General features: G+C 72.2%; 15 protein-coding genes. 13 read left to right on the forward strand and 2 right to left on the reverse strand.

The window, feature by feature from the left end:
• Positions 1-195 precede the first annotated feature (195 nt).
• From AB0I49_RS00955 to AB0I49_RS00975, 5 genes are all read left to right on the forward strand, one after another.
• Positions 196-1,161, forward strand: a complete 966-nt coding sequence (locus tag AB0I49_RS00955; protein WP_363224953.1) for an SMP-30/gluconolactonase/LRE family protein — start codon at positions 196-198, stop codon at positions 1,159-1,161.
• A gap of 543 nt (positions 1,162-1,704) precedes the next feature.
• The gene (locus tag AB0I49_RS00960; protein ID WP_363130956.1) at positions 1,705-2,097 is read left to right on the forward strand and encodes a cell division protein SepF; all 393 of its coding nucleotides are present in this window, start codon (positions 1,705-1,707) and stop codon (positions 2,095-2,097) included.
• A 55-nt stretch (positions 2,098-2,152) separates the two neighbouring features.
• Positions 2,153-3,358 carry an ATP-binding protein gene (locus AB0I49_RS00965; protein ID WP_363224577.1) on the forward strand — a complete coding sequence of 402 codons (1,206 nt, stop codon included), beginning with the start codon at positions 2,153-2,155 and terminating at the stop codon, positions 3,356-3,358.
• A gap of 169 nt (positions 3,359-3,527) precedes the next feature.
• Positions 3,528-3,983, forward strand: coding sequence for a nucleotide pyrophosphohydrolase (locus tag AB0I49_RS00970; protein WP_363224578.1), 456 nt, complete (start codon positions 3,528-3,530; stop codon positions 3,981-3,983).
• 125 nt (positions 3,984-4,108) lie between these two features.
• Positions 4,109-4,585, forward strand: a complete 477-nt coding sequence (locus AB0I49_RS00975) for a DUF6099 family protein (RefSeq protein ID WP_363224579.1) — start codon at positions 4,109-4,111, stop codon at positions 4,583-4,585.
• 360 nt (positions 4,586-4,945) lie between these two features.
• Here AB0I49_RS00975 and AB0I49_RS00980 read toward each other — a convergent pair whose 3' ends face one another.
• Complete coding sequence (locus AB0I49_RS00980) at positions 4,946-5,869, reverse strand: LLM class F420-dependent oxidoreductase (protein ID WP_363224580.1); 924 nt, start codon at positions 5,867-5,869, stop codon at positions 4,946-4,948.
• 59 nt (positions 5,870-5,928) lie between these two features.
• Here AB0I49_RS00980 and mmuM point away from each other — a divergent pair, with 59 nt between their 5' ends.
• The 6 genes from mmuM to AB0I49_RS01010 all read left to right on the forward strand — a co-directional run bounded on the left by mmuM (position 5,929) and on the right by AB0I49_RS01010 (position 15,303).
• Entirely contained in the window at positions 5,929-6,894 is a 966-nt protein-coding gene (gene mmuM, locus AB0I49_RS00985; RefSeq protein WP_363224581.1) for a homocysteine S-methyltransferase, read from the forward strand.
• 124 nt (positions 6,895-7,018) lie between these two features.
• Complete coding sequence (locus AB0I49_RS00990; protein ID WP_363224582.1) at positions 7,019-8,542, forward strand: 3' terminal RNA ribose 2'-O-methyltransferase Hen1; 1,524 nt, start codon at positions 7,019-7,021, stop codon at positions 8,540-8,542.
• Complete coding sequence (locus tag AB0I49_RS00995) at positions 8,539-11,190, forward strand: polynucleotide kinase-phosphatase (protein WP_363224583.1); 2,652 nt, start codon at positions 8,539-8,541, stop codon at positions 11,188-11,190. The genes AB0I49_RS00990 and AB0I49_RS00995 overlap by 4 nt, the downstream gene beginning before the upstream one ends.
• Positions 11,191-11,271: 81 nt before the next feature.
• Positions 11,272-12,495 carry an arginine deiminase gene (locus AB0I49_RS01000; protein ID WP_363224585.1) on the forward strand — a complete coding sequence of 408 codons (1,224 nt, stop codon included), beginning with the start codon at positions 11,272-11,274 and terminating at the stop codon, positions 12,493-12,495.
• A gap of 194 nt (positions 12,496-12,689) precedes the next feature.
• Positions 12,690-13,712, forward strand: coding sequence for an ornithine carbamoyltransferase (gene argF, locus AB0I49_RS01005; protein WP_363224586.1), 1,023 nt, complete (start codon positions 12,690-12,692; stop codon positions 13,710-13,712).
• A gap of 121 nt (positions 13,713-13,833) precedes the next feature.
• Complete coding sequence (locus AB0I49_RS01010) at positions 13,834-15,303, forward strand: amino acid permease (RefSeq protein ID WP_363224588.1); 1,470 nt, start codon at positions 13,834-13,836, stop codon at positions 15,301-15,303.
• Here AB0I49_RS01010 and AB0I49_RS01015 read toward each other — a convergent pair.
• Positions 15,281-15,703, reverse strand: a complete 423-nt coding sequence (locus tag AB0I49_RS01015) for an ATP-binding protein (protein WP_363224589.1) — start codon at positions 15,701-15,703, stop codon at positions 15,281-15,283. The two genes, AB0I49_RS01010 and AB0I49_RS01015, sit on opposite strands and share 23 nt — an antisense overlap.
• 271 nt (positions 15,704-15,974) lie before the next feature.
• On the opposite strand from AB0I49_RS01015, the gene AB0I49_RS01020 reads away from it, so the two are divergent.
• Positions 15,975-16,808 carry an enoyl-CoA hydratase family protein gene (locus AB0I49_RS01020; RefSeq protein ID WP_363224590.1) on the forward strand — a complete coding sequence of 278 codons (834 nt, stop codon included), beginning with the start codon at positions 15,975-15,977 and terminating at the stop codon, positions 16,806-16,808.
• Positions 16,793-19,129 carry a bifunctional salicylyl-CoA 5-hydroxylase/oxidoreductase gene (locus AB0I49_RS01025; RefSeq protein ID WP_363224591.1) on the forward strand — a complete coding sequence of 779 codons (2,337 nt, stop codon included), beginning with the start codon at positions 16,793-16,795 and terminating at the stop codon, positions 19,127-19,129. The genes AB0I49_RS01020 and AB0I49_RS01025 overlap by 16 nt, the downstream gene beginning before the upstream one ends.
• Positions 19,130-19,134 lie beyond the last annotated feature (5 nt).

Raw genomic sequence — 19,134 nt, forward strand, 5'->3', positions numbered from 1 at the left:
GGCGCGAATAACTGGAGGCGGCATGGCTATTTCCCGTGATCCGGCATGAGTACGTCCCGGCGGCGACCTTCCCGTACGCGTACGGGGGAATCGCGACCCTCTCCCGCGCAAGCGCAAGCGCAAGCGCAAGCGCAACCACAAGCGCACGCGCAAGCACAAGCACATGCGCATGCGCATGCGCGAGAGCCGGGGCGGCTGCCCGTACCGCGCGTCGTCGCCCCCGGCATCGAGGGCCCGGAGGACGTGATCGTGGACGGCGCGGGCCGGATTCTGGCCGGGGCCGCGGACGGGCGCATCTGGCGCTTCGCGCTCCCGGAGGCGCCCGGCGGCGACGTCCGGCCGGAGGCCGTCGCGCATACGGGCGGCAGGCCGCTGGGCCTGGAGGCCGTACCCGGCGGCGGGCTGCTCGTATGCGACGCGGAGCGCGGCCTGCTGCGGGCGGACCCGGAGACGGGGGCCGTGGACACCCTCGCCGACGAGGCGGCGGGCGCGCCCCTGCGCTTCTGCAGCAACACCGCGGCGGCGTCGGACGGCACCGTCTACTTCACGGTCTCCAGCCGTCGGTACGGTCTTGAGGACTGGCTCGGCGACATTCTGGAGCACACCGGTACGGGCCTGCTGCTGCGCCTGCGGCCGGGCGGCGAGCCCGAAGTCCTGCTGGACGGGCTCCAGTTCGCCAACGGTGTCGCGCTGGCCCCGGACGAGTCCTTCGTCGCCGTGGCGGAGACGGGCGCGTACCGCGTCAGCCGCTACTGGCTGACCGGCCCCCGGGCCGGGCGCCACGACATCCTCGCTGACGGCCTGCCAGGTTTCCCCGACAACATCTCCCGCGACGCCGACGGCGTGTTCTGGATCGCCCTCGCCGCGCCGCGCCGGCCGGGCCTCGGCTGGCTGCACCGCAGGAGCCCGAGCGTGCGGCGGGCGGCGTGGGCCGCGGCTCGGCGGGTCCGGCCCCGGCCGAGCCGCACCCTCCGGGTCCTGGCGGTCGGCGCCGACGGCGGCATCGTCCGCGACCTGCGGTGCGGCGGGAGCCCGTACCGGATGGTCACGAGCGTCAGCCGGCGCGGGGCGCACTTGGTGATGGGCAGTCTGGTGGAAGGGGGTATCGCGGTCAGCGAGCTCCCGCCCCTCGTCGGGGATGCGGAGTGGCCGGTCCAGTAACGGACAGGACGCTTTCGCGCGGCGTCGAACACGTCGTGCGGGCACGTCGTGCGGGTTCGTGGGGCGTATGCGGACGGCAATAGCCGTGGCATTAGCCGGCGGCAACCGCTGCCTCCTCTTCCGCCCTTCTTCCTCACCTCTGCCTCCTCACCCCTTCTTACCCACCCCCTCTTCCCCACTCCTTCCTTCTCGCCCCTTCCTCCTCATGCCTTCCTCCTCATGCCTTCCTCCTCATGCCTTCCTCCTCGTGCCTTCCTCATCCTGGCCCCGTTCCTTCTTCGCCCCTTCTCCGTCCCTTCTCCGCCTCTTCCCTGCCTCTTCTCCGCCTCCCCGCCGTCGCTTCACCGATTCACCACTTTTTCGCCGCGCCACTTCTCTGTCTCTCCACCGGTTCGGCCTGCGTCACGGAGCTGGTTTGTACCGGCTTTGCTACGGGATCCCTCATACGCGGCCGGATGCGTGTCATTCGGCGCAGAGATTGTGTGTTCATCTTTAAGATTGCGGGATGTACATAGCCAGCACACTTCCCAACGGGGTGATCCGGTGATCGGTCGCGACGCCACCGACGAGCAGTGGGAGGGCCTGGCCGAGGTCGTCCCCCTGCGCAGTCGCAACGCATGGCCTTCCTGGCCCAACCACCGGGCGCTGCCCGAGGAGGAACCGGACGAGGAGCAGCGCCGGTTCGTCGTCATCCGCGTGCAGGTCTTCGCCGACGCCCGAGAGGTCGCCGAGTACCTGATCGCCCAGATCCCGGTCCTGCTCGACCTGAGCGTCGCCGACAGCGAGGTCGCCAAGCGGATCCTGGACTTCTCCAGCGGAGTCGTCTTCGGCCTGGGCAGCGCCATGCACCGGGTCGACGCGAACGTGTTCCTGCTGGCGCCCGTGGGCACCGAGGTCGAGGAACCGGCGATCGGTTCCGGCGTACCCCGATCGTAGGAAGACCGGTCAGCTAAAACGGTTCGCCGTTCGGGCCGGTGCATACGGTCCGGGCATGGACGCACGCTGCGCCGGACCGGCCGCCACAGTTCGCCCGACCGCCCGCCCTACCGTCACCGAGATCAGGCTCTCCGCCTTCAAAACGCACCGCGGAGCGGCCTTCCCGCTCGGCCCGCTCACCCTCTTCACGGGTGCGAGCGGCAGCGGCAAGTCCACCGTCCTCCAGGCGTACGAGGCGCTCGCCCGGCTCGCCGGCGGTGAGCCCCTCGACGCCGCCCTGGCCCCGGTGGCCGGCGGGAGCGCCGCGTGCGTACCGCGGCGGGCCAGACCGGACGCGCAGGGGCGGCGCGGCTTCCGCATCGGCTGCACGGTGGACGGGCCGGCCGGGGAGATCCGCCTCGACCTGGCCGTGCAGGCCGAGCCCGAACTGCGCCTGGTCGGCGAGCGGCTCACCGGCGCCGGGTGCACGCTGCTGTCCAGCGCGCTGCGCGACCCCGAGCGGCGCAGCGTCCAGGCGGCCTGGCATACCGCCGGCACCGTGCCTGTCACCCGCGCCCCGCTCCCCGACGACCTGCTCGGCACGGCCCTGCTGCCGCTGCGTGTCGCGGGCAAGACGGCAGGCCAGCGGCTCGTGCTCCAGGCAGCGGAACAGGTCGTGGTCGCGCTGCGCTCCGTTTTCGCCTGCGACCCGCGGCCGGAGCTGATGCGGGCACCGGCCAAGGCGCGGGACGCGCTGCTGCGGAGCGGGTGCGACAACGTTGCCGCGGTGCTGGGGCGTACGAGCACGGAGTGCGCCATCCGGCACACGGCCCTGGTCGCGGCGGTACGGGCCGGTTGCCAGGGGGCCGAGGTGGACGGGCTCGCGGCGCGGGAGACGGAGGGCGGCTTCGTACGGGCCGTGCTGGCGGCGGCGCCGGACGGCGACGGGATGCCCGTGGAGCGGCTGGGCGACGGGGAACTGCGCTATCTGGCGCTGGCGCTGGTCCTGCTGACCGGCCCGGGGGTGCTCGCCATGGAACGGGCCGCGGAAGTGCCCGCGGCCCGGCAGTCGTTGACCCTGCTGTTGGACGGGTTCGACCGGTGCCTCGACCGGCGGCAGGCGCGTGAGCTGTTGGCGCTCGCGGTGCGGATGTGCGCGCGGGGGCACATCCGGCTGGTGGGGACGGTGGGGTCGGCGGAGGCTCTCGGGGTGGGGGAGACGGGCGCCGAGTGGGGCGGGGACGTGACGGTGGTAGACCTGGGGCGTGATCGAAACCCCTGATTCCGCACCGCACAAGGCTGACGGCAGTACCGCTGCCGCCCGTACTTCTGAAGGCCGTACCGCTGATGGCCGCACTGCTGCTCATGGCTGCGGCGCCGGCCCTGGCAACGGTTCTGGCCCTGACTCCGGTTCCGTCGGCTCCGTCGGCTCCGGCGAGGACGTACGGGCGTTGCAGCGCCGGCTCGTCGCGTTCGCGGCCGCGCGCGACTGGCGGCAGTTCCACACGCCCAAGAACCTGGCGGCGGCGCTGAGCGTCGAGGCGTCCGAACTCGTGGAGATCTTCCAGTGGCTGACCCCGGAGCAGTCGGCGCGGGTGATGGCGGACCCGAAGTCGGCGGCGCGGGTCGAGGACGAGGTCGCGGACGTACTGGCGTATCTGCTGCAGTTCTGCGAGGTGTTGGGGGTCGACGCGCTGGCGGCGCTGGCGGCGAAGATCGACCGCAATGAGCACCGCTTCCCGGCGGTGTCCACGGCGCCCGCGGAGGCGGGGGACGGGGCGGAGGCGGGGGACAGGGGCGAGGCGGAAGACGGTGAGGCGGAGGGCGGGGGCGAGGACGAGAGCGAGGGCGGCGTGGAGGCGGAGTGGAACGGTCCGGTTTCGTCGGTTCGTCACTCTCCGGAGTGATCGAGATATCCACAGCGTAACTTCTATCCACAGATTTCTGTTTTCCCCTGGCTTTTCCGGCGGTTAGTCATCACTCTGGGTAGTGAGGTCGAGACGGCGGAGAGCGGGGACGGAATATGGAGGCAATGCGGCTCATCGGGGCCACACGGCACGCCCTGGCAGGAGCCAGCGGCGTGCGGGACATCGTCATGGAGGCATGGCAGGTACAGGCGTTGGCCCAGGCGATGGGCAGTCACCTCGCGGCCACGGGGCCGGGGGAGATACGGGCCGAGGCGTGCGGCCTCAGCGAGGCGGGGGGCCGGGCCTGCGGCGCGTTACGGCAGTCCGTCCTGCGCGATGGCGGGGTGCGGGCCGCTCAGCTCTCCGAGATGCGGGACCCGCGGCGGGCCCTGCTGGGGCTCGGCGGACTGCTCGGGGATGTGGGAATAGCTCTGGTCACGGTCGCTTCCGCCTCCGACGAGGACGGCGTGTACTGGCAGTGCATAGAAGCGATCGACGCCGCCGACGAGTCCAGCGACCGGGTGCTCAGACTGCTGAAGCGCTTCGAGGGGCGGGAGCGGGTGCCCTACGACGTGTGGGCGCGGCGGGCGAGCGGCGAATAGCCGGTGACGGGCGGCGGCCTGCCACCACCGGGGGAGACGGCGGCGCACGCCTGGCGCGGGCGCGGCACGGCGGGGGGGCTGTGGTGATGATGACGACGGGGGCGGTCGTGTCCAGTGGCAGTTGTGGTGGCGACGGAGGGGGTGGGGATGACGCTTATGGCGGGGAAGTCGGGGGCGGCGACGACCGATGCGGTGGGGGCGGCGGTGGCGTCAGCCCATTGCGCCGACACCACCGCACCGATACCACCCCACCGGGCCGACGCCACGTCACCGCGTGGACGCGACCGCACCGACGCCACCGCGCCGGTTCGTCACGTCGGCCCGGCTACCACATCGGCCCGGGCGCATCGATCGGCTGGTTCAGCTCACCTGCGGCATGACCTTGTCGGCGATGAGCTCCAGGTGGTCCAGGTCGGACAGGTCGAGCATCTGGAGGTAGATCCGCTGCGATCCGATCGACGCGAACTTGCCGATCTTTTCGGCGACCTCGTCCGGGGAGCCGGCGAGCCCGTTCTCCCGGAGATCCTCCACGCTGCGGCCGATCGCGTCGGCCCGGCGCGCGACCTCCGCGTCGTTCTTGCCGACACAGGCGACGAGGGCGTTGGAGTAGACGAGTTCGGACGCCTTGCGCCCCCGCTCCTCGGCCGCCGCCCGCACCCGACCGAACTGCTGCTCCGAGTCCTCAGGGGAGGCGAAGGGAATGTTGAACTCGTCCGCGTAGCGCGCGGCGATGGCGGGGGTGCGCTTCGTGCCGAGGCCGCCGACGAGCACGGGGATGCGGGGCTGGGCGGGCTTCGGCAGCGCGGGTGAGTCGGCGAGCTGGTAGTACGTGCCGTCGAAGGAGTAGCGGTCGCCGACGGGCGTGTTCCACAGACCCGTGATGATCTCCAGCTGCTCCTCCAGCCGCCCGAACTTCTCCTTGGGGAAGGGGATGCCGTATGCGGTGTGCTCCTCGGCGTACCAACCGGAGCCGAGGCCGAAGTCCACCCGGCCGCCGGACATCTGGTCGACCTGGGCCACCTGGATGGCGAGCACGCCCGGCAGCCGGAAGGTGCCGGCCGTCATCAGGGTGCCGAGGCGGATGCGCTTGGTCTCGCGGGCGAGCCCGGCCAGCGTGACCCAGGCGTCGGTCGGGCCGGGCAGACCGTCGACGTCCCCCATGTGCAGATAGTGATCGGAGCGGAAGAAGGCCCCGTAGTTCAGTTCCTCCGCGGTCTGCGCTACACGGAGAAGGGTGTCGTAGGTTGCGCCCTGCTGAGGTTCGGTGAAGATGCGAAGATCCATACCCCCCATCTTGCCTCGCGGCCCGGCGCGCCGGTCACCGCGTGGCCCGAGGACCACCCATGACCGCTGCTCCCATTACTCCGCTCGCCACGGCCCTGGCCCGTGGGCCGCTCGTCCTCGACGGCGGACTGTCCAACCAACTGGAGGCACAGGGCTGCGACCTCTCCGACGACCTGTGGTCGGCGCGCCTCCTCGCCGACGACCCGCGACAGATCGAGGCGGCGCACACGGCATACGCGAGGGCCGGTGCGCGGGTACTGATCACCTCCAGTTATCAGGCCACGTATGAAGGGTTCGCGCGGCGCGGGGCCGGGCGGACCGAGGCGGGGGCGCTCCTGCGGCGGAGCGTGGAACTGGCCCGGCGGGCGGCCGGCGCCGTGGAGGACGCGGTCTGGGTCGCCGCGTCCGTGGGGCCGTACGGCGCGATGCTGGCGGACGGCAGCGAGTACCGCGGGCGGTACGGGCTGAGCGTGGCGGAACTGGAGCGGTTCCACCGGCCCAGAGTGGCGGCGCTCGCCGAGGCGGAGCCGGACGTCCTCGCCCTGGAGACCGTGCCGGACGCGGACGAAGGGGAGGCGCTGCTGCGGGCGGTCGAGGGGTGCGGGGTGCCCGTATGGCTCAGTTACACCGTCGCGGGGGAGACCACTCGCGCCGGGCAGCCGCTGGCGGACGCCTTTCGCCTGGCGGCGGGCAATGACCAGGTGATCGCGGTCGGCGTCAACTGCTGTGAGCCGGGCGACGCCGAGCGGGCCGTGGAGATCGCGGCGCGGACCACCGGGAAGCCGGTGGTGGTGTATCCGAACAGCGGGGAGGCATGGGACGCGGAGGCGCGGAACTGGAGGGGGAGGCCGACCTTCGATCCGGCGCGGGTCAGAGCGTGGCGGGAGGCGGGCGCCCGGCTCATCGGGGGCTGCTGCCGGGTCGGCCCGGACCGGATCGGAGAACTGGCGCGGACGATCGCGGGGGATGCCGTGCACAGCGATGCCGAGCGTGGCGACGCGAAGCGGCGAGACTCCGCGTCGTAGGGCTCGTCACCGGCATCGTTGCCGATCCCGATCCCGATCCCGATCCCGATCCCGGCCCCGGCCCTGGCCCGGCCTTGGTGAAAACCGATAGAAGCGCAGGTCGAAGGGGGAGATAATGGCACGTGTGTTCCTGACAATCACCACGACCGGCAGCCTTGAGCGCCCCGCGACCGATCTCGGATACCTGCTGCACAAGCATCCCGACAACGCGCAGCGCTTCTCCACCTCGTACGGCACCGCGCATGTCCTCTACCCCGAGGCCACGGCGGAGCGGTGCACGGCGGCGCTGCTGCTGGAGGTGGACGCCGTGGCGCTGGTGCGGCGGGCGCGGGGCAAGGGGCGCGGCGGCGGGGCGGACTCGGCGCTCGCGCAGTACGTCAACGACCGTCCGTACGCGGCCTCTTCGCTGCTCGCCGTGGCGATCGGCACCGTGTTCTCCAGTGCGCTCAAGGGGCAGTGCCGGGCCCGCCCCGAGCTGCCCGGCCGGCCGCTCCCGCTGCGAATCGAGGTGCCCGCGCTGCCCGCGCGCGGCGCCGGGGACCTGGTGACCCGGCTGTTCGAACCGCTCGGCTGGGCGGTGACGGCGGAGCCGGTGGCGCTGGACGAGCAGTTCCCCGAGTGGGGCGACTCGCGGTACGTACGGCTCGTGCTGGAGGGCGAGCTGCGGCTCGCCGACGCGCTCCGCCAGCTGTACGTACTGCTGCCGGTGCTCGACGACGCCAAGCACTACTGGGTCTCGCCCGACGAGGTCGACAAGCTGCTGCGCTCCGGCGAGGGTTGGCTGGAGAACCACCCCGAGCAGCGCCTCATCACCAGCCGCTACCTCGCCCGGCGCCAGGGGCTGACGCGGGACGCGCTCGACCGCCTCGAACTCGCCCGGCTCGCCGAGGCCGACGACAGCGAGGCGGAGGAGCTCGACAACGCGGTGGACGAGGAGAGCGACACCGAGGAGAAGCCCGTACCGCTGGCCGTACAGCGCCGCGAGGCGATCCTCGGGGAGCTGCGCGCGGCCAAGGCGGCGCGGGTGCTCGACCTCGGCTGCGGGCAGGGCCAGTTGGTGGGCGCGCTGCTGAAGGAGGCCCAGTTCACCGACATCGTCGGCGTCGACGTGTCGATGCGGGCGCTCAAGGAGGCCGCGCGGCGGCTGCGGCTGGAGCGGATGTCCGAGCGGCAGGCCGCGCGGGTGCGGCTGTTGCAGGGCTCCCTGGCCTACACCGACGCCAGGCTCAAGGGGTACGACGCGGCGGTGCTCAGCGAGGTGATCGAGCACCTCGATCCGCCGCGGCTGCCGGCCCTGGAGTACGCCGTCTTCGGGGCGGCCAGACCGGGGGCCGTGCTGGTGAGCACGCCCAACGTCGAGTACAACGTGCGCTGGGAGAGCCTGCCCGCCGGACATGTGCGCCACAGCGACCACCGCTTCGAGTGGACGCGCGCGGAGTTCCGCGCCTGGGCCGAGGGCGTGGCCGAGCGGCACGGCTACGGGGTGGAGTTCCGGCCGGTGGGCCCCGACGACCCGGAGGTCGGGCCGCCTACCCAGCTCGCGGTGTTCACCATGGCCGCCCAGGACATGGACGCCAAGCCCGAGACCAAGCCCGAGCCCGAGACCAAGACCGGGACCAAGACCGAGAAGGAGGAGAAGGCGGCATGAACGACAAAGACACCAATACCCACACCGACACCGGTGCTGGCAGCACCGGCACCGGCACCCGCGCCAAGCGCGCTCTCGCCGTGCCCGACCTCTCCCTCGTGGTCCTCGTCGGCGCCACCGGCTCCGGCAAGTCCACCTTCGCGGCGCGCCACTTCAAGCCCACCGAGGTCATCTCCTCCGACTTCTGCCGCGGACTCGTCAGCGACGACGAGAACGACCAGGGCTCCAGCCGGGACGCCTTCGACGTCCTGCACTACATCGCGGGCAAACGGCTCGCGGCCGGGCGGCTCACCGTCGTCGACGCCACCAGCGTCCAGGCCGAGAGCCGCAAGCAGCTCGTACAGCTGGCCCGCGAGTACGACGTGCTGCCGGTGGCCATCGTCCTCGACATGCCGGAAGAGGTCTGCGCCGAGCGCAACGCGGCGCGCCCCGACCGGGCCGGCGTGCCCCGCCATGTCATCCAGCGCCACCAGCGCGAACTGCGCCGCTCCCTGCGCCACTTGGAGCGTGAGGGGTTCCGCAAGGTGCACGTCCTGCGCGGCGTGGAGCAGGCGGAGGCCGCCGAGGTCGTCCTGGAGCGGCGCTACAACGACCTGCGGCACCGCACCGGCCCGTTCGACATCGTCGGCGACATCCACGGCTGCCGTTCCGAGCTGGAGACGCTGCTCGGCAAGCTCGGGTACGCGGTCGAGCGGGACGGCGTGGGCCGGCCGGTGGACGCCGTGCATCCCGAGGGGCGTACGGCCGTCTTCGTCGGCGACCTCGTGGACCGCGGCCCGGACAGCCCCGGCGTGCTCCGCCTCGTCATGGGCATGGTCGCCGCCGGCCACGCGCTGTGCGTGCCCGGCAACCACGAGAACAAGCTCGGCCGCTACCTGAAGGGCCGCAAGGTCCAGCACACGCACGGGCTCGCCGAGACCGTCGAGCAGTTGGAGAAGGAGGACGACGCCTTTGTCGCGGAGGTCCGCGACTTCATCGAGTCGCTGGTCAGTCACTATGTGCTCGACGGCGGGAGCCTCGTCGTCTGCCACGCCGGGCTGCCCGAGAAGTACCACGGCCGCACCTCCGGCCGGGTCCGCTCGCACGCCCTGTACGGGGAGACGACCGGGGAGACCGACGAGTTCGGCCTGCCCGTGCGCTACCCGTGGGCGGAGGAGTACCGGGGCCGCGCCGTCGTCGTCTACGGCCATACGCCCGTACGGAAAACCTCCTGGATCAACAACACCATCTGCCTCGACACCGGCGCCGTCTTCGGCGGCAGGATGACCGCGCTGCGCTGGCCCGAGCGCGAGCTGGTCGACGTCCCGGCCGAGCAGGTCTGGTACGAGCCGGTCAGACCGCTCGCGTCCGAGGCGCCCGGCGGGGCCGACGGCCGGCCGCTCGACCTCACCGACGTCGCGGGACGGCGGGCCGTGGAGACCCGGCACATGGGCCGGATAGCGGTGCGGGAGGAGAACGCCGCCGCGGCGCTGGAGGTCATGAGCCGCTTCGCGATCGACCCGCGGCTGCTCGCCTACCTCCCGCCGACCATGGCGCCCTGCGCGACCTCGAAGGAGGACGGCTATCTGGAGCACCCGGCGGAAGCCTTCGCCGGGTACCGCTCGGACGGCGTGCGCCACGTGGTGTGCGAGGAGAAGCACATGGGGTCGCGGGCGGTGGTCCTGCTCTGCCGCGACCAGGACGTCGCGTGGGAGCGGTTCGGCGCGGCCGACGGGGTGACGGGGGCCCTGCACACGCGCACCGGCCGGCCCTTCTTCGACGATCCGGCGAAGACCGAGGCGGTTCTCGCGCGGCTGCGGAGCGCCGTCGGCGCGGCGGGGCTGTGGGAGGAGCTGGCCACGGGCTGGCTGCTGTTCGACGCGGAGCTGATGCCGTGGTCCCTGAAGTCCGGCGGGCTGCTGCGCCACCAGTACGCGGCCGTCGGCGCGGCCTCCCGCGCCGTCTTCCCGGGGGCGCTCACGGCCCTGGAGTCGGCGGCGGCGCGTGGCGTGGACGTGTCCGGCCTCCTCGATCTCCAGCGGGAGCGGGCCGCCGACGCGGCGGCCTTCACCGAGGCGTACCGGCGCTACTGCTGGCCGGTCGAGAGCCTGGACGACGTGCGCCTCGCGCCGTTCCAGATCCTGGCCGCCGAGGGGCGCGGCCTCGCCGCCGTGCCGCACGACGAGCAGCTTGCCTGGCTGGACCGGCTCGTCGACGCCGACACGCGCCCCGGCGAGAGCGGACGGAGCGGCGGCGGACTGCTGACCCGTACCCGCCGGCTCGTCGTCGACACGGAGGACGAGGCGTCGGTCGCCGCCGGTGTGCGGTGGTGGCTCGACCTGACCGAGGCGGGCGGCGAGGGCATGGTCGTCAAACCGCTCCAGGCGTATCTGCGCCGACCGGACGGCAGGCTCGTCCAGCCCGGCGTCAAGTGCCGCGGCCGCGAGTACCTGCGCATCGTCTACGGCCCGGAGTACACACGCCCGGAGAACCTGGACCGGCTGCGCATACGGCATCTGGGGCACAAGCGCTCGCTGGCCCTGCGCGAGTACGCGCTCGGGCTGGAGGCGCTCGACCGCATGGCGGACGGCGAGCCGCTGTGGCGGGTGCACGAGGCGGTGTTCGCGGTACTGGCCCTGGAATCGGAACCGGTCGACCCCCGGCTCTGACGTGCCCCGGTCCGGCTCCGCGCCGGAACGCGGCGCGTCGCGCGCCGAGTGATCACGGCTGGTTCGGGCCAGGATGGGCGCATGGGATTCCATGTCGACTCCGAGGCCGGGCGGCTGCGCCGCGTCATCCTGCACCGCCCCGACCTGGAGCTGAAGCGCCTCACGCCGTCCAACAAGGACGCCCTGCTCTTCGACGACGTCCTGTGGGTGCGCCGGGCCCGTGCCGAGCACGACGGGTTCGCCGACGTGCTGCGCGACCGCGGCGTGGAGGTCCACCTCTTCCAGGACCTCCTCGCCGAGAGCCTCGCGGTGCCGGCGGCCCGTACGTTCGTCCTGGACCGGGTCTTCGACGAGAAGGAGTACGGGCCGCTCGCCACCGGGCCGCTGCGCGCGGCCTTCGACGAGCTGTCGGTGCCCGAGCTGGCCGAGGCGCTGGTGGGCGGGATGACGAAGCGGGAGTTCCTGGCCGGGTATGCCGAGCCGGTGTCGGTGCGGTTCCACGCGATGGAGCTGGACGACTTCCTGCTCAACCCGCTGCCCAATCACCTCTTCACCCGCGACGCCTCGGCCTGGGTCTACGACGGGGTCTCCATCAACGCGATGCGCTGGCCGGCCCGCTGGCACGAGACGGTGCACTACGAGGCCGTGTACCGGCACCACCCGTTGTTCGCGAGCGCCGATTTTAACGTCTGGTCGGAGGGGCAGGCGGCCTATCCGTCCACCATCGAGGGCGGGGACGTGCTGGTCATCGGCGATGGGGCGGTGCTCATCGGGATGAGCGAGCGGACCACGCCGCAGGCCGTGGAGATGCTGGCGCGCGGGCTCTTCGCGGCCGGGTCGGCCCGTACGATCGTGGCGCTGGACATGCCCAAGGGGCGGGCGTTCATGCACCTGGACACCGTGATGACCATGGTGGACGGGGACACCTTCACGCAGTACGCGGGGCTCGGGATGCTCCGCTCGTACACGATCGAGCCGGGCGCGGGCGAGCAGGACCTCAAGGTCACCGACCATCCGCCGGGCCATATGCACCGCGCCATAGCGGCGGCGCTCGGCCTGGACGCGATCCGGGTGCTGACGGCGACGCAGGACGTGCACGCGGCGGAGCGCGAGCAGTGGGACGACGGCTGCAACGTGCTGGCCCTCGAACCGGGCGTGGTGGTCGCGTACGAGCGGAACGCGACCACCAACACGTTTCTGCGCAAGCACGGGATCGAGGTCATCACGATCCCCGGCAGCGAGCTGGGCCGGGGGAGGGGCGGCCCGCGCTGTATGAGCTGCCCGGTGGAGAGAGACCCTGTATAGAGCGGCCGGGGAGCGTGGACCCTGTCGTCACTTCGGGGACCAGGGGGCAACTGCATCCCTATACGCGGTTTCGTATAGACTTCCGTAATTCTCTGTACCTCTGTACCTCTGTACCTCTGTACCTCTGTACCCCTGTACCTCCCCTTGACCCTGTACCCCTGTACCCCTGTAGTCGTGACCGAGGAGCACCCCCCATGGCGATAGATCTCACGGGCCGCCACTTCCTCAAGGAGCTGGACTTCACCGCCGAGGAGTTCCGCGGCCTGATCGAGCTGGCGGCCGAGCTCAAGGCCGCCAAGCGCGCCGGCACGGAGGAGCAGCGGCTCCGCGGCCGGAACATCGCCCTGGTCTTCGAGAAGACCTCCACCCGCACCCGCTGCGCCTTCGAGGTGGCCGCCGCCGACCAGGGGGCGTCCACGACCTACCTCGACCCGGCCGGTTCGCAGATCGGGCACAAGGAGTCGGTGAAGGACACGGCGCGGGTGCTGGGCCGGATGTTCGACGGGATCCAGTACCGGGGGCACGGCCAGGAGGTCGTCGAGGAGCTGGCGCGGCACGCGGGCGTTCCCGTCTTCAACGGGCTCACCGACGAGTGGCACCCCACCCAGATGCTGGCCGACGTGCTCACGGTCGTCGAGCACACCGCGAAGCCGCTGGAGCAGGTCGCGTTCGCCTATCTGGGCGACGCCCGCTACAACATGGGCAACTCCTACCTCATAACCGGGGCCCTGCTCGGCATGGACGTACGGATCGTCGCGCCGCGCCGGATGTGGCCGGCGGACGAGGTCGTGGCCGAGGCGCGGCGGCTGGCCGAGGGGTCCGGCGCGCGCGTGACGCTCACCGAGGACGTGGCCGAGGGCGTCCGCGGCGCGGACTTCGTCGCCACCGACGTCTGGGTGTCGATGGGCGAGCCCAAGGAGGTGTGGGAGGAGCGGATCAAGCTGCTCTCCGGGTACGCCGTGACCATGGACGTGCTGCGCGCCACCGGCAACCCCGACGTGAAGTTCATGCACTGCCTGCCCGCCTTCCACGACCTCGGCACCAAGGTGGGCCGGGAGATCCACGAGCTGTACGGGCTGACCTCCCTGGAGGTCACCGACGAGGTCTTCGAGTCCGAGTGCTCCGTCGTCTTCGACGAGGCCGAGAACCGCATGCACACCATCAAGGCCGTGCTGGTCGCGACGCTGGGCGGCGGCAGGGACGCCCTGGCCGCATAGCCATACGCCCCATTGGGCGATCATGCATCGATAGCGGTTACTATTCACCTATTCGGTGGGGTCCGGGCGCGCATGCCCGGACCCCACCCGCTTGTGCACGACCAGAGAAGAGAACCACCCCATGCCCCCGTCCGGACTACGCGTCAAGTCCCCCGATCTGCTCATAGCCGAGTCCGGCGCGGACCTCGAAGGGCATGGCCTCAAGCGCACCATGGGCCTCTTCCAGCTCGTGTGCTTCGGCGTCGGCGCGATCGTCGGCACCGGCATCTTCGTCGGTCTCTCCGACACGGTCGCCCAGGCGGGCCCGGCCGCCGCCGTCTCCTTTGTGATTGCCGCCGTGACCTGCGTCTTCACCGCCTTCTCCTTCGCGGAACTGGGCGGCGCGATCCCCGTCTCGGGCTCCTCCTACGCGTACGCCTACGCGACGCTCGGCGAGGGCGCGGCCTTCGTCATCGGCTGGTGCCTGCTGCTGGAGTACGGCGTCTCGGTCTCGGCCGTCGCCGTCGGCTGGGGCCAGTACCTGAACGAGCTGCTCGCCGGGCTCATCGGCCACCAGCTGCCCGCCGCCCTGTCCAACGCCCCCGGCGAGGGCGGCGTCGTCAACCTCCCCGCCGTCGCCGTGCTGCTGCTCGCCGCGACGCTGCTGGTGCGCGGGGTGCGGGAGAGCGCGCGGGCGACCGCGTTCATGGCCGTACTGAAGATCGCGGTCCTCGTCGTCTTCTGCGCCATCGCGTTCACCGCCTTCAGGGCCGGGCACCTCTCGCCGTTCGCCTCGCACGGCGTCGCCGGGGTCACCTCCGGCGCGTCGGTCGCGTTCTTCTCGTACATCGGCTTCGACGCGATCACCACGGCCGGCGAGGAGGTCAAGAACCCGCGGCGGACCGTCCCGCTCGCGATCATGATCTGCATCGGCGTCGTCACGCTGCTCTACTGCCTGGTCTCCTTCGCCGCGGTCGGCGCGATGTCCGCCGACGCCGTGGCCGACCGGCCCGCGGCCCTCTCGCTCATCGTCAACCAGGTCACCGGCTCGACCCTCGGCGGCGGCGTCATCGCCTTCGGCGCGGTCGTCGCCATCGCCTCCGTCGTGCTGGCCGTGATGTACGGGCAGACCCGCATCCTGATGTCCATGTCGCGGGACGGGCTGATCCCGCGCGTCTTCGAGCGCATCTCGCCCAAGACCTCGACGCCCGTCGCGGGCACCTGGATCGTCGCCGTGGTCTTCGCGGTACCCGCCGCGTTCGTGCCGCTGGACGTCGTGCTGAACCTGACCACCATCGGCACCCTCGCCGTCATGGCCGTGGTCAACGTCGCTGTGATCGCCCTGCGCCGCACGCGCCCCGACCTGCCGCGGCCCTTCCGGGCCCGGCTCTTCCCCTTCACGCCGCTCCTGGGCGTCGGCTTCTGCCTGTATCTGATGTACGGGACGGGGCCGGCGACCTGGGCGCAGTTCGCCGCGTTCCTGGTGGTCGGCGCGCTCGTGTACGTCTTCTACGGGCGTCCCCGCTCACGCATCGGCGGCGCGGCGGACACGGACGGCCCGCGGGTCCCGGCGGGCGCGGCCGCGGGCGTCAGCACGCCGGGCGGAGAGTGAACCAGACGGCCTTGCCGTGTTCAGTGGGGCGGTAGCCGGAGGCCGCGCTCAGCGTACGGATCAGCAGCAGCCCCCGGCCGTGCTCGTCGAGGCTGTCCGGGGAGGGCGACGGCGCGGGGATGCCGTCCAGACCGCCCACCGGGGCCGGGTCGCGGTCGTGCACCTCGACCTGGCAGCCGGTCTCCAGCAGCTCCACCACCAGCTCTATCGGGTCGTCGCCGCCCGTGTGCTCCACCGCGTTGGCCACCAGCTCCGCCGTGAGCAGCTCCGCCGTATCGCTGTCCGCCGCCGCCTCGATGTCCGTGAGCGCGCTCCGGATCAGGGCGCGCGCGATCGGCACGGCGGCCGTGGTGTGCGGCAGGAAGATGCGCCAGAAGGCCGGGCGGGCGGTATCGGGCAACGTATCGGTCCGTTCATAGAAGGACTCTTTGGGGACTCTTTGGAATCTTTCCGACTTCAACAGTACGAAATCGGTGCTGGTGGTGTGAGAGTCCCCGGTCCGCCGCTCGTGGGACTAACGGCCCCCTCGAACTTTCGGCCTCTTGAACTCTGCGGCTCCTGTCCGATGGCCCCCGCCCGCTGTATAGCGCACTCGTGACGACAGTCACGCTTCGGTGATAACTTCGAAAGGCAGGCAACACCAGCCGTCCGGCTGCAGGAGGCCATGCCCCATGAGTCCGTTCACCGGGTCCGCGCACCGCACCGAAGCCGAGGAGTGGCGGAATCTGCGCCTCACCCTCGACAACGGCGTCGCGACCGTCACCCTCGCCCGCCCCGAGAAGCTCAACGCCCTCACCTTCGGCGCCTACGCCGACCTGCGCGACCTCCTCCCGGAGCTGGCCCGCGACGGTTCCGTACGGACCCTCGTGCTCGGCGGCGAGGGCCGCGGCTTCTGCTCCGGCGGCGACGTCGACGACATCATCGGCGCCACCCTGGCCATGGACACCGGCGAGCTCCTCGACTTCAACCGGATGACCGGCCAGGTCGTACGGGCGCTGCGCGAATGCCCCTTCCCCGTGGTCGCCGCGGTGCACGGCGTCGCCGCGGGCGCGGGCGCGGTCCTCGCCCTGGCCGCGGACTTCCGCGTCGCCGACCCCTCCGCGCGCTTCGCGTTCCTGTTCACCCGCGTCGGGCTCTCCGGCGGCGACATGGGCGCGGCCTATCTGCTGCCGCGCGTCGTCGGCCTCGGCCACGCGACCCGGCTGCTGATGCTCGGCGAGCCGGTGCGCGCCCCCGAGGCCGAGCGGATCGGCCTGATCAGCGAGCTGGTGGACGAGGGCCGGGCCCCGGCCGCGGCCGCCGCCCTCGCCCGCCGCCTCGCCGAGGGCCCCGCCCTCGCCTACGCGCAGACCAAGGCGCTGCTCACCGCCGAACTCGACATGCCGCTGTCCGCCGCCGTCGAGATGGACGCGGCGACGCAGGCGCTGCTGATGAACAGCGCCGACTACGCCGAGTTCCACGCCGCGTTCTCCGAGAAGCGCCCGCCGAAATGGCAGGGGCGCTGATGGCCGCGGCGGGCACGGAGGGGGCGGCGGCCGACCGCGTCGCCGTCATCGGCGGCGGCCCCGGCGGCCTCTACGCCGCCGCCCTCCTCAAGCGCCTCGACCCCCGCCGCGAGATCACCGTCTGGGAGCGCAACGCCCCCGACGACACCTTCGGCTTCGGCGTCGTCCTCTCCGACGAGACGCTCGGCGGCATCGAACACGCCGACCCCGTCGTCTACCGCGCGCTCGCGGACGAATTCGTGCGCTGGGACGACATCGACGTGGTCCACCGCGGCGCCGTCCAGCGCTCCGGCGGCCACGGCTTCGCCGCCCTCGGCCGCCGCCGGCTCCTGGAGATCCTGCACGAGCGCTGCGCCGCGCTCGGCGTCGAACTCCGCTTCCGGACCGAGGCCCCGCCCGCCGCCGCGCTGGCCCGCTCGTACGACCTGGTCATCGCCGCCGACGGGGTGCACAGCCGCACCCGCGACGCCCACCGCGACGCCTTCCGGCCGCGCGTCACCACGCACCGCTGCCGCTACATCTGGCTCGCCGCCGACTTCGCCTTCGACGCCTTCCGCTTCGAGACCGCCGAGACCGAACACGGCATCGTCCAACTGCACGGCTACCCCTACGCCGCCGCGCGGGAGGACGGCTCCGGCGCCTCCACCGTCATCGTCGAGATGCGCGAGGAGGTCTGGCGCGCCGCCGGCCTCGACCGCTGCGACGAGCAGGGCTCCATCGACCAGTGCGGCAAGCTCTTCGCCGACGCCCTCGGCGGGCGGCCGCTGCGCGGCAACAAGTCGAGCTGGACCGCGTTCCGTACGGTCGTCAACGAACACTGGTCGCACGGCAACACCGTGCTGATCGGCGACGCCGCGCACACCGCCCACTTCTCCATCGGCTCCGGCACCAAGCTCGCCGTCGAGGACGCCCTCGCGCTCGCCGCCTGCCTCACCGAGCGGCCCACGGTCGCCGAGGCGCTCGCCGCGTACGAGGAGGAGCGCCGCCCCGTCGTGCAGTCCACCCAGCGCGCGGCCCGCGCCAGCCTCGAATGGTTCGAGGACCTCGCGGTCTACGCAGGCCAGCCGCCCCGGCAGTTCGCCTTCAACCTCCTCACCCGCAGCCGCCGCGTCACCCACGACAACCTGCGGCTGCGCGACGCGGAGTTCGTCGGCTCCGTCGAGCGCGAGGCAGCCGTGCCGCCCGGCACGCCGCCCATGTTCACGCCCCTGACCCTGCGCGGGCTGACCCTGCGCAACCGCGTCGTCGTCTCGCCGATGGACATGTACAGCGCCGAGGACGGCGTGCCCGGCGACTTTCACCTCGTCCACCTCGGGGCGCGCGCCCTCGGCGGCGCGGGCCTGGTCATGACCGAGATGATCTGCGTCAGCGAGCGGGGCCGCATCACCCCCGGCTGCGCCGGCCTGTACGCGCCCGAGCACGAGCGGGCCTGGCGGCGCGTCACCGACTTCGTGCACACGAGCGCGCCCGGCGCTGCCATCGGCGCCCAGATAGGCCACTCCGGCCGCAAGGGCTCCACCCGCCTCATGTGGGACGGCATCGACCAGCCCCTGCCGGACGGCAACTGGCCGTTGGACGCGCCCTCGCCGCTGCCGTACCGGCCCGGCGTCAACCAGACCCCGCACGCGCTCGACGCCGCCGGGCTGGCGGCCGTACGCGAGCAGTTCACACGGTCCGCCGAGGCCGCCGACCGCGCCGGGTTCGACCTCCTGGAACTCCACTGCGCCCACGGCTATCTGCTCTCCTCCTTCCTCTCCCCGCTCACCAACCGGCGCACCGACGCCTACGGCGGTGACCTCGCCGCCCGGCTGCGCTACCCCCTCGAAGTGTTCGACGCCGTACGGGCCGTGTGGCCCGCCGAGAAGCCGATGACCGTCCGTATCTCCGCGACCGACTGGGCCGAGGGCGGCACCACCGGGGACGACGCCGTCGAGACCGCCCGCGCCTTCGCCGCCCACGGCGCCGACGCCATCGACGTCTCCACCGGCCAGGTGGTCCCCGACGAGGCCCCGGACTTCGGCCGCTCGTACCAGACGCCGTACGCCGACCGGATACGCAACACGCTCGGCGTGCCGGTCATCGCGGTGGGCGCCATCTCCTCGTGGGACGACGTCAATTCCCTGGTCCTGGCGGGCCGCGCCGACCTCTGCGCGCTGGCCCGCCCGCACCTCTACGACCCGCAGTGGACCCTGCACGCCGCCGCCGACCAGTCCTATACGGGCCCCGGCGCGCCCTGGCCGCTGCCGTACCGGGCGGGCAGCCGCACGCCCCCGACGGGCCGCACGGACGGCCCCAAGCCCAGGCTCACCCTGGATACATGACGGGG

Source organism: Streptomyces sp. NPDC050617, assembly GCF_040654795.1.
In the GTDB taxonomy this organism is placed as follows: Bacteria; Actinomycetota; Actinomycetes; order Streptomycetales; family Streptomycetaceae; genus Streptomyces.

Coding starts and splice junctions, on each gene's coding strand:
- mmuM (WP_363224581.1), top strand. CDS start 5,929: ATGACCGCTGCTCCCATTACTCCGCTCGCCACGGCCCTGGCCCGTGGG.
- AB0I49_RS01020 (WP_363224590.1), top strand. CDS start 15,975: ATGAGTCCGTTCACCGGGTCCGCGCACCGCACCGAAGCCGAGGAGTGG.
- AB0I49_RS00980 (WP_363224580.1), bottom strand. CDS start 5,869: ATGGATCTTCGCATCTTCACCGAACCTCAGCAGGGCGCAACCTACGAC.
- AB0I49_RS01025 (WP_363224591.1), top strand. CDS start 16,793: ATGGCAGGGGCGCTGATGGCCGCGGCGGGCACGGAGGGGGCGGCGGCC.
- AB0I49_RS00975 (WP_363224579.1), top strand. CDS start 4,109: ATGCGGCTCATCGGGGCCACACGGCACGCCCTGGCAGGAGCCAGCGGC.
- AB0I49_RS00965 (WP_363224577.1), top strand. CDS start 2,153: ATGGACGCACGCTGCGCCGGACCGGCCGCCACAGTTCGCCCGACCGCC.
- AB0I49_RS01010 (WP_363224588.1), top strand. CDS start 13,834: ATGCCCCCGTCCGGACTACGCGTCAAGTCCCCCGATCTGCTCATAGCC.
- AB0I49_RS01000 (WP_363224585.1), top strand. CDS start 11,272: ATGGGATTCCATGTCGACTCCGAGGCCGGGCGGCTGCGCCGCGTCATC.
- argF (WP_363224586.1), top strand. CDS start 12,690: ATGGCGATAGATCTCACGGGCCGCCACTTCCTCAAGGAGCTGGACTTC.
- AB0I49_RS00995 (WP_363224583.1), top strand. CDS start 8,539: ATGAACGACAAAGACACCAATACCCACACCGACACCGGTGCTGGCAGC.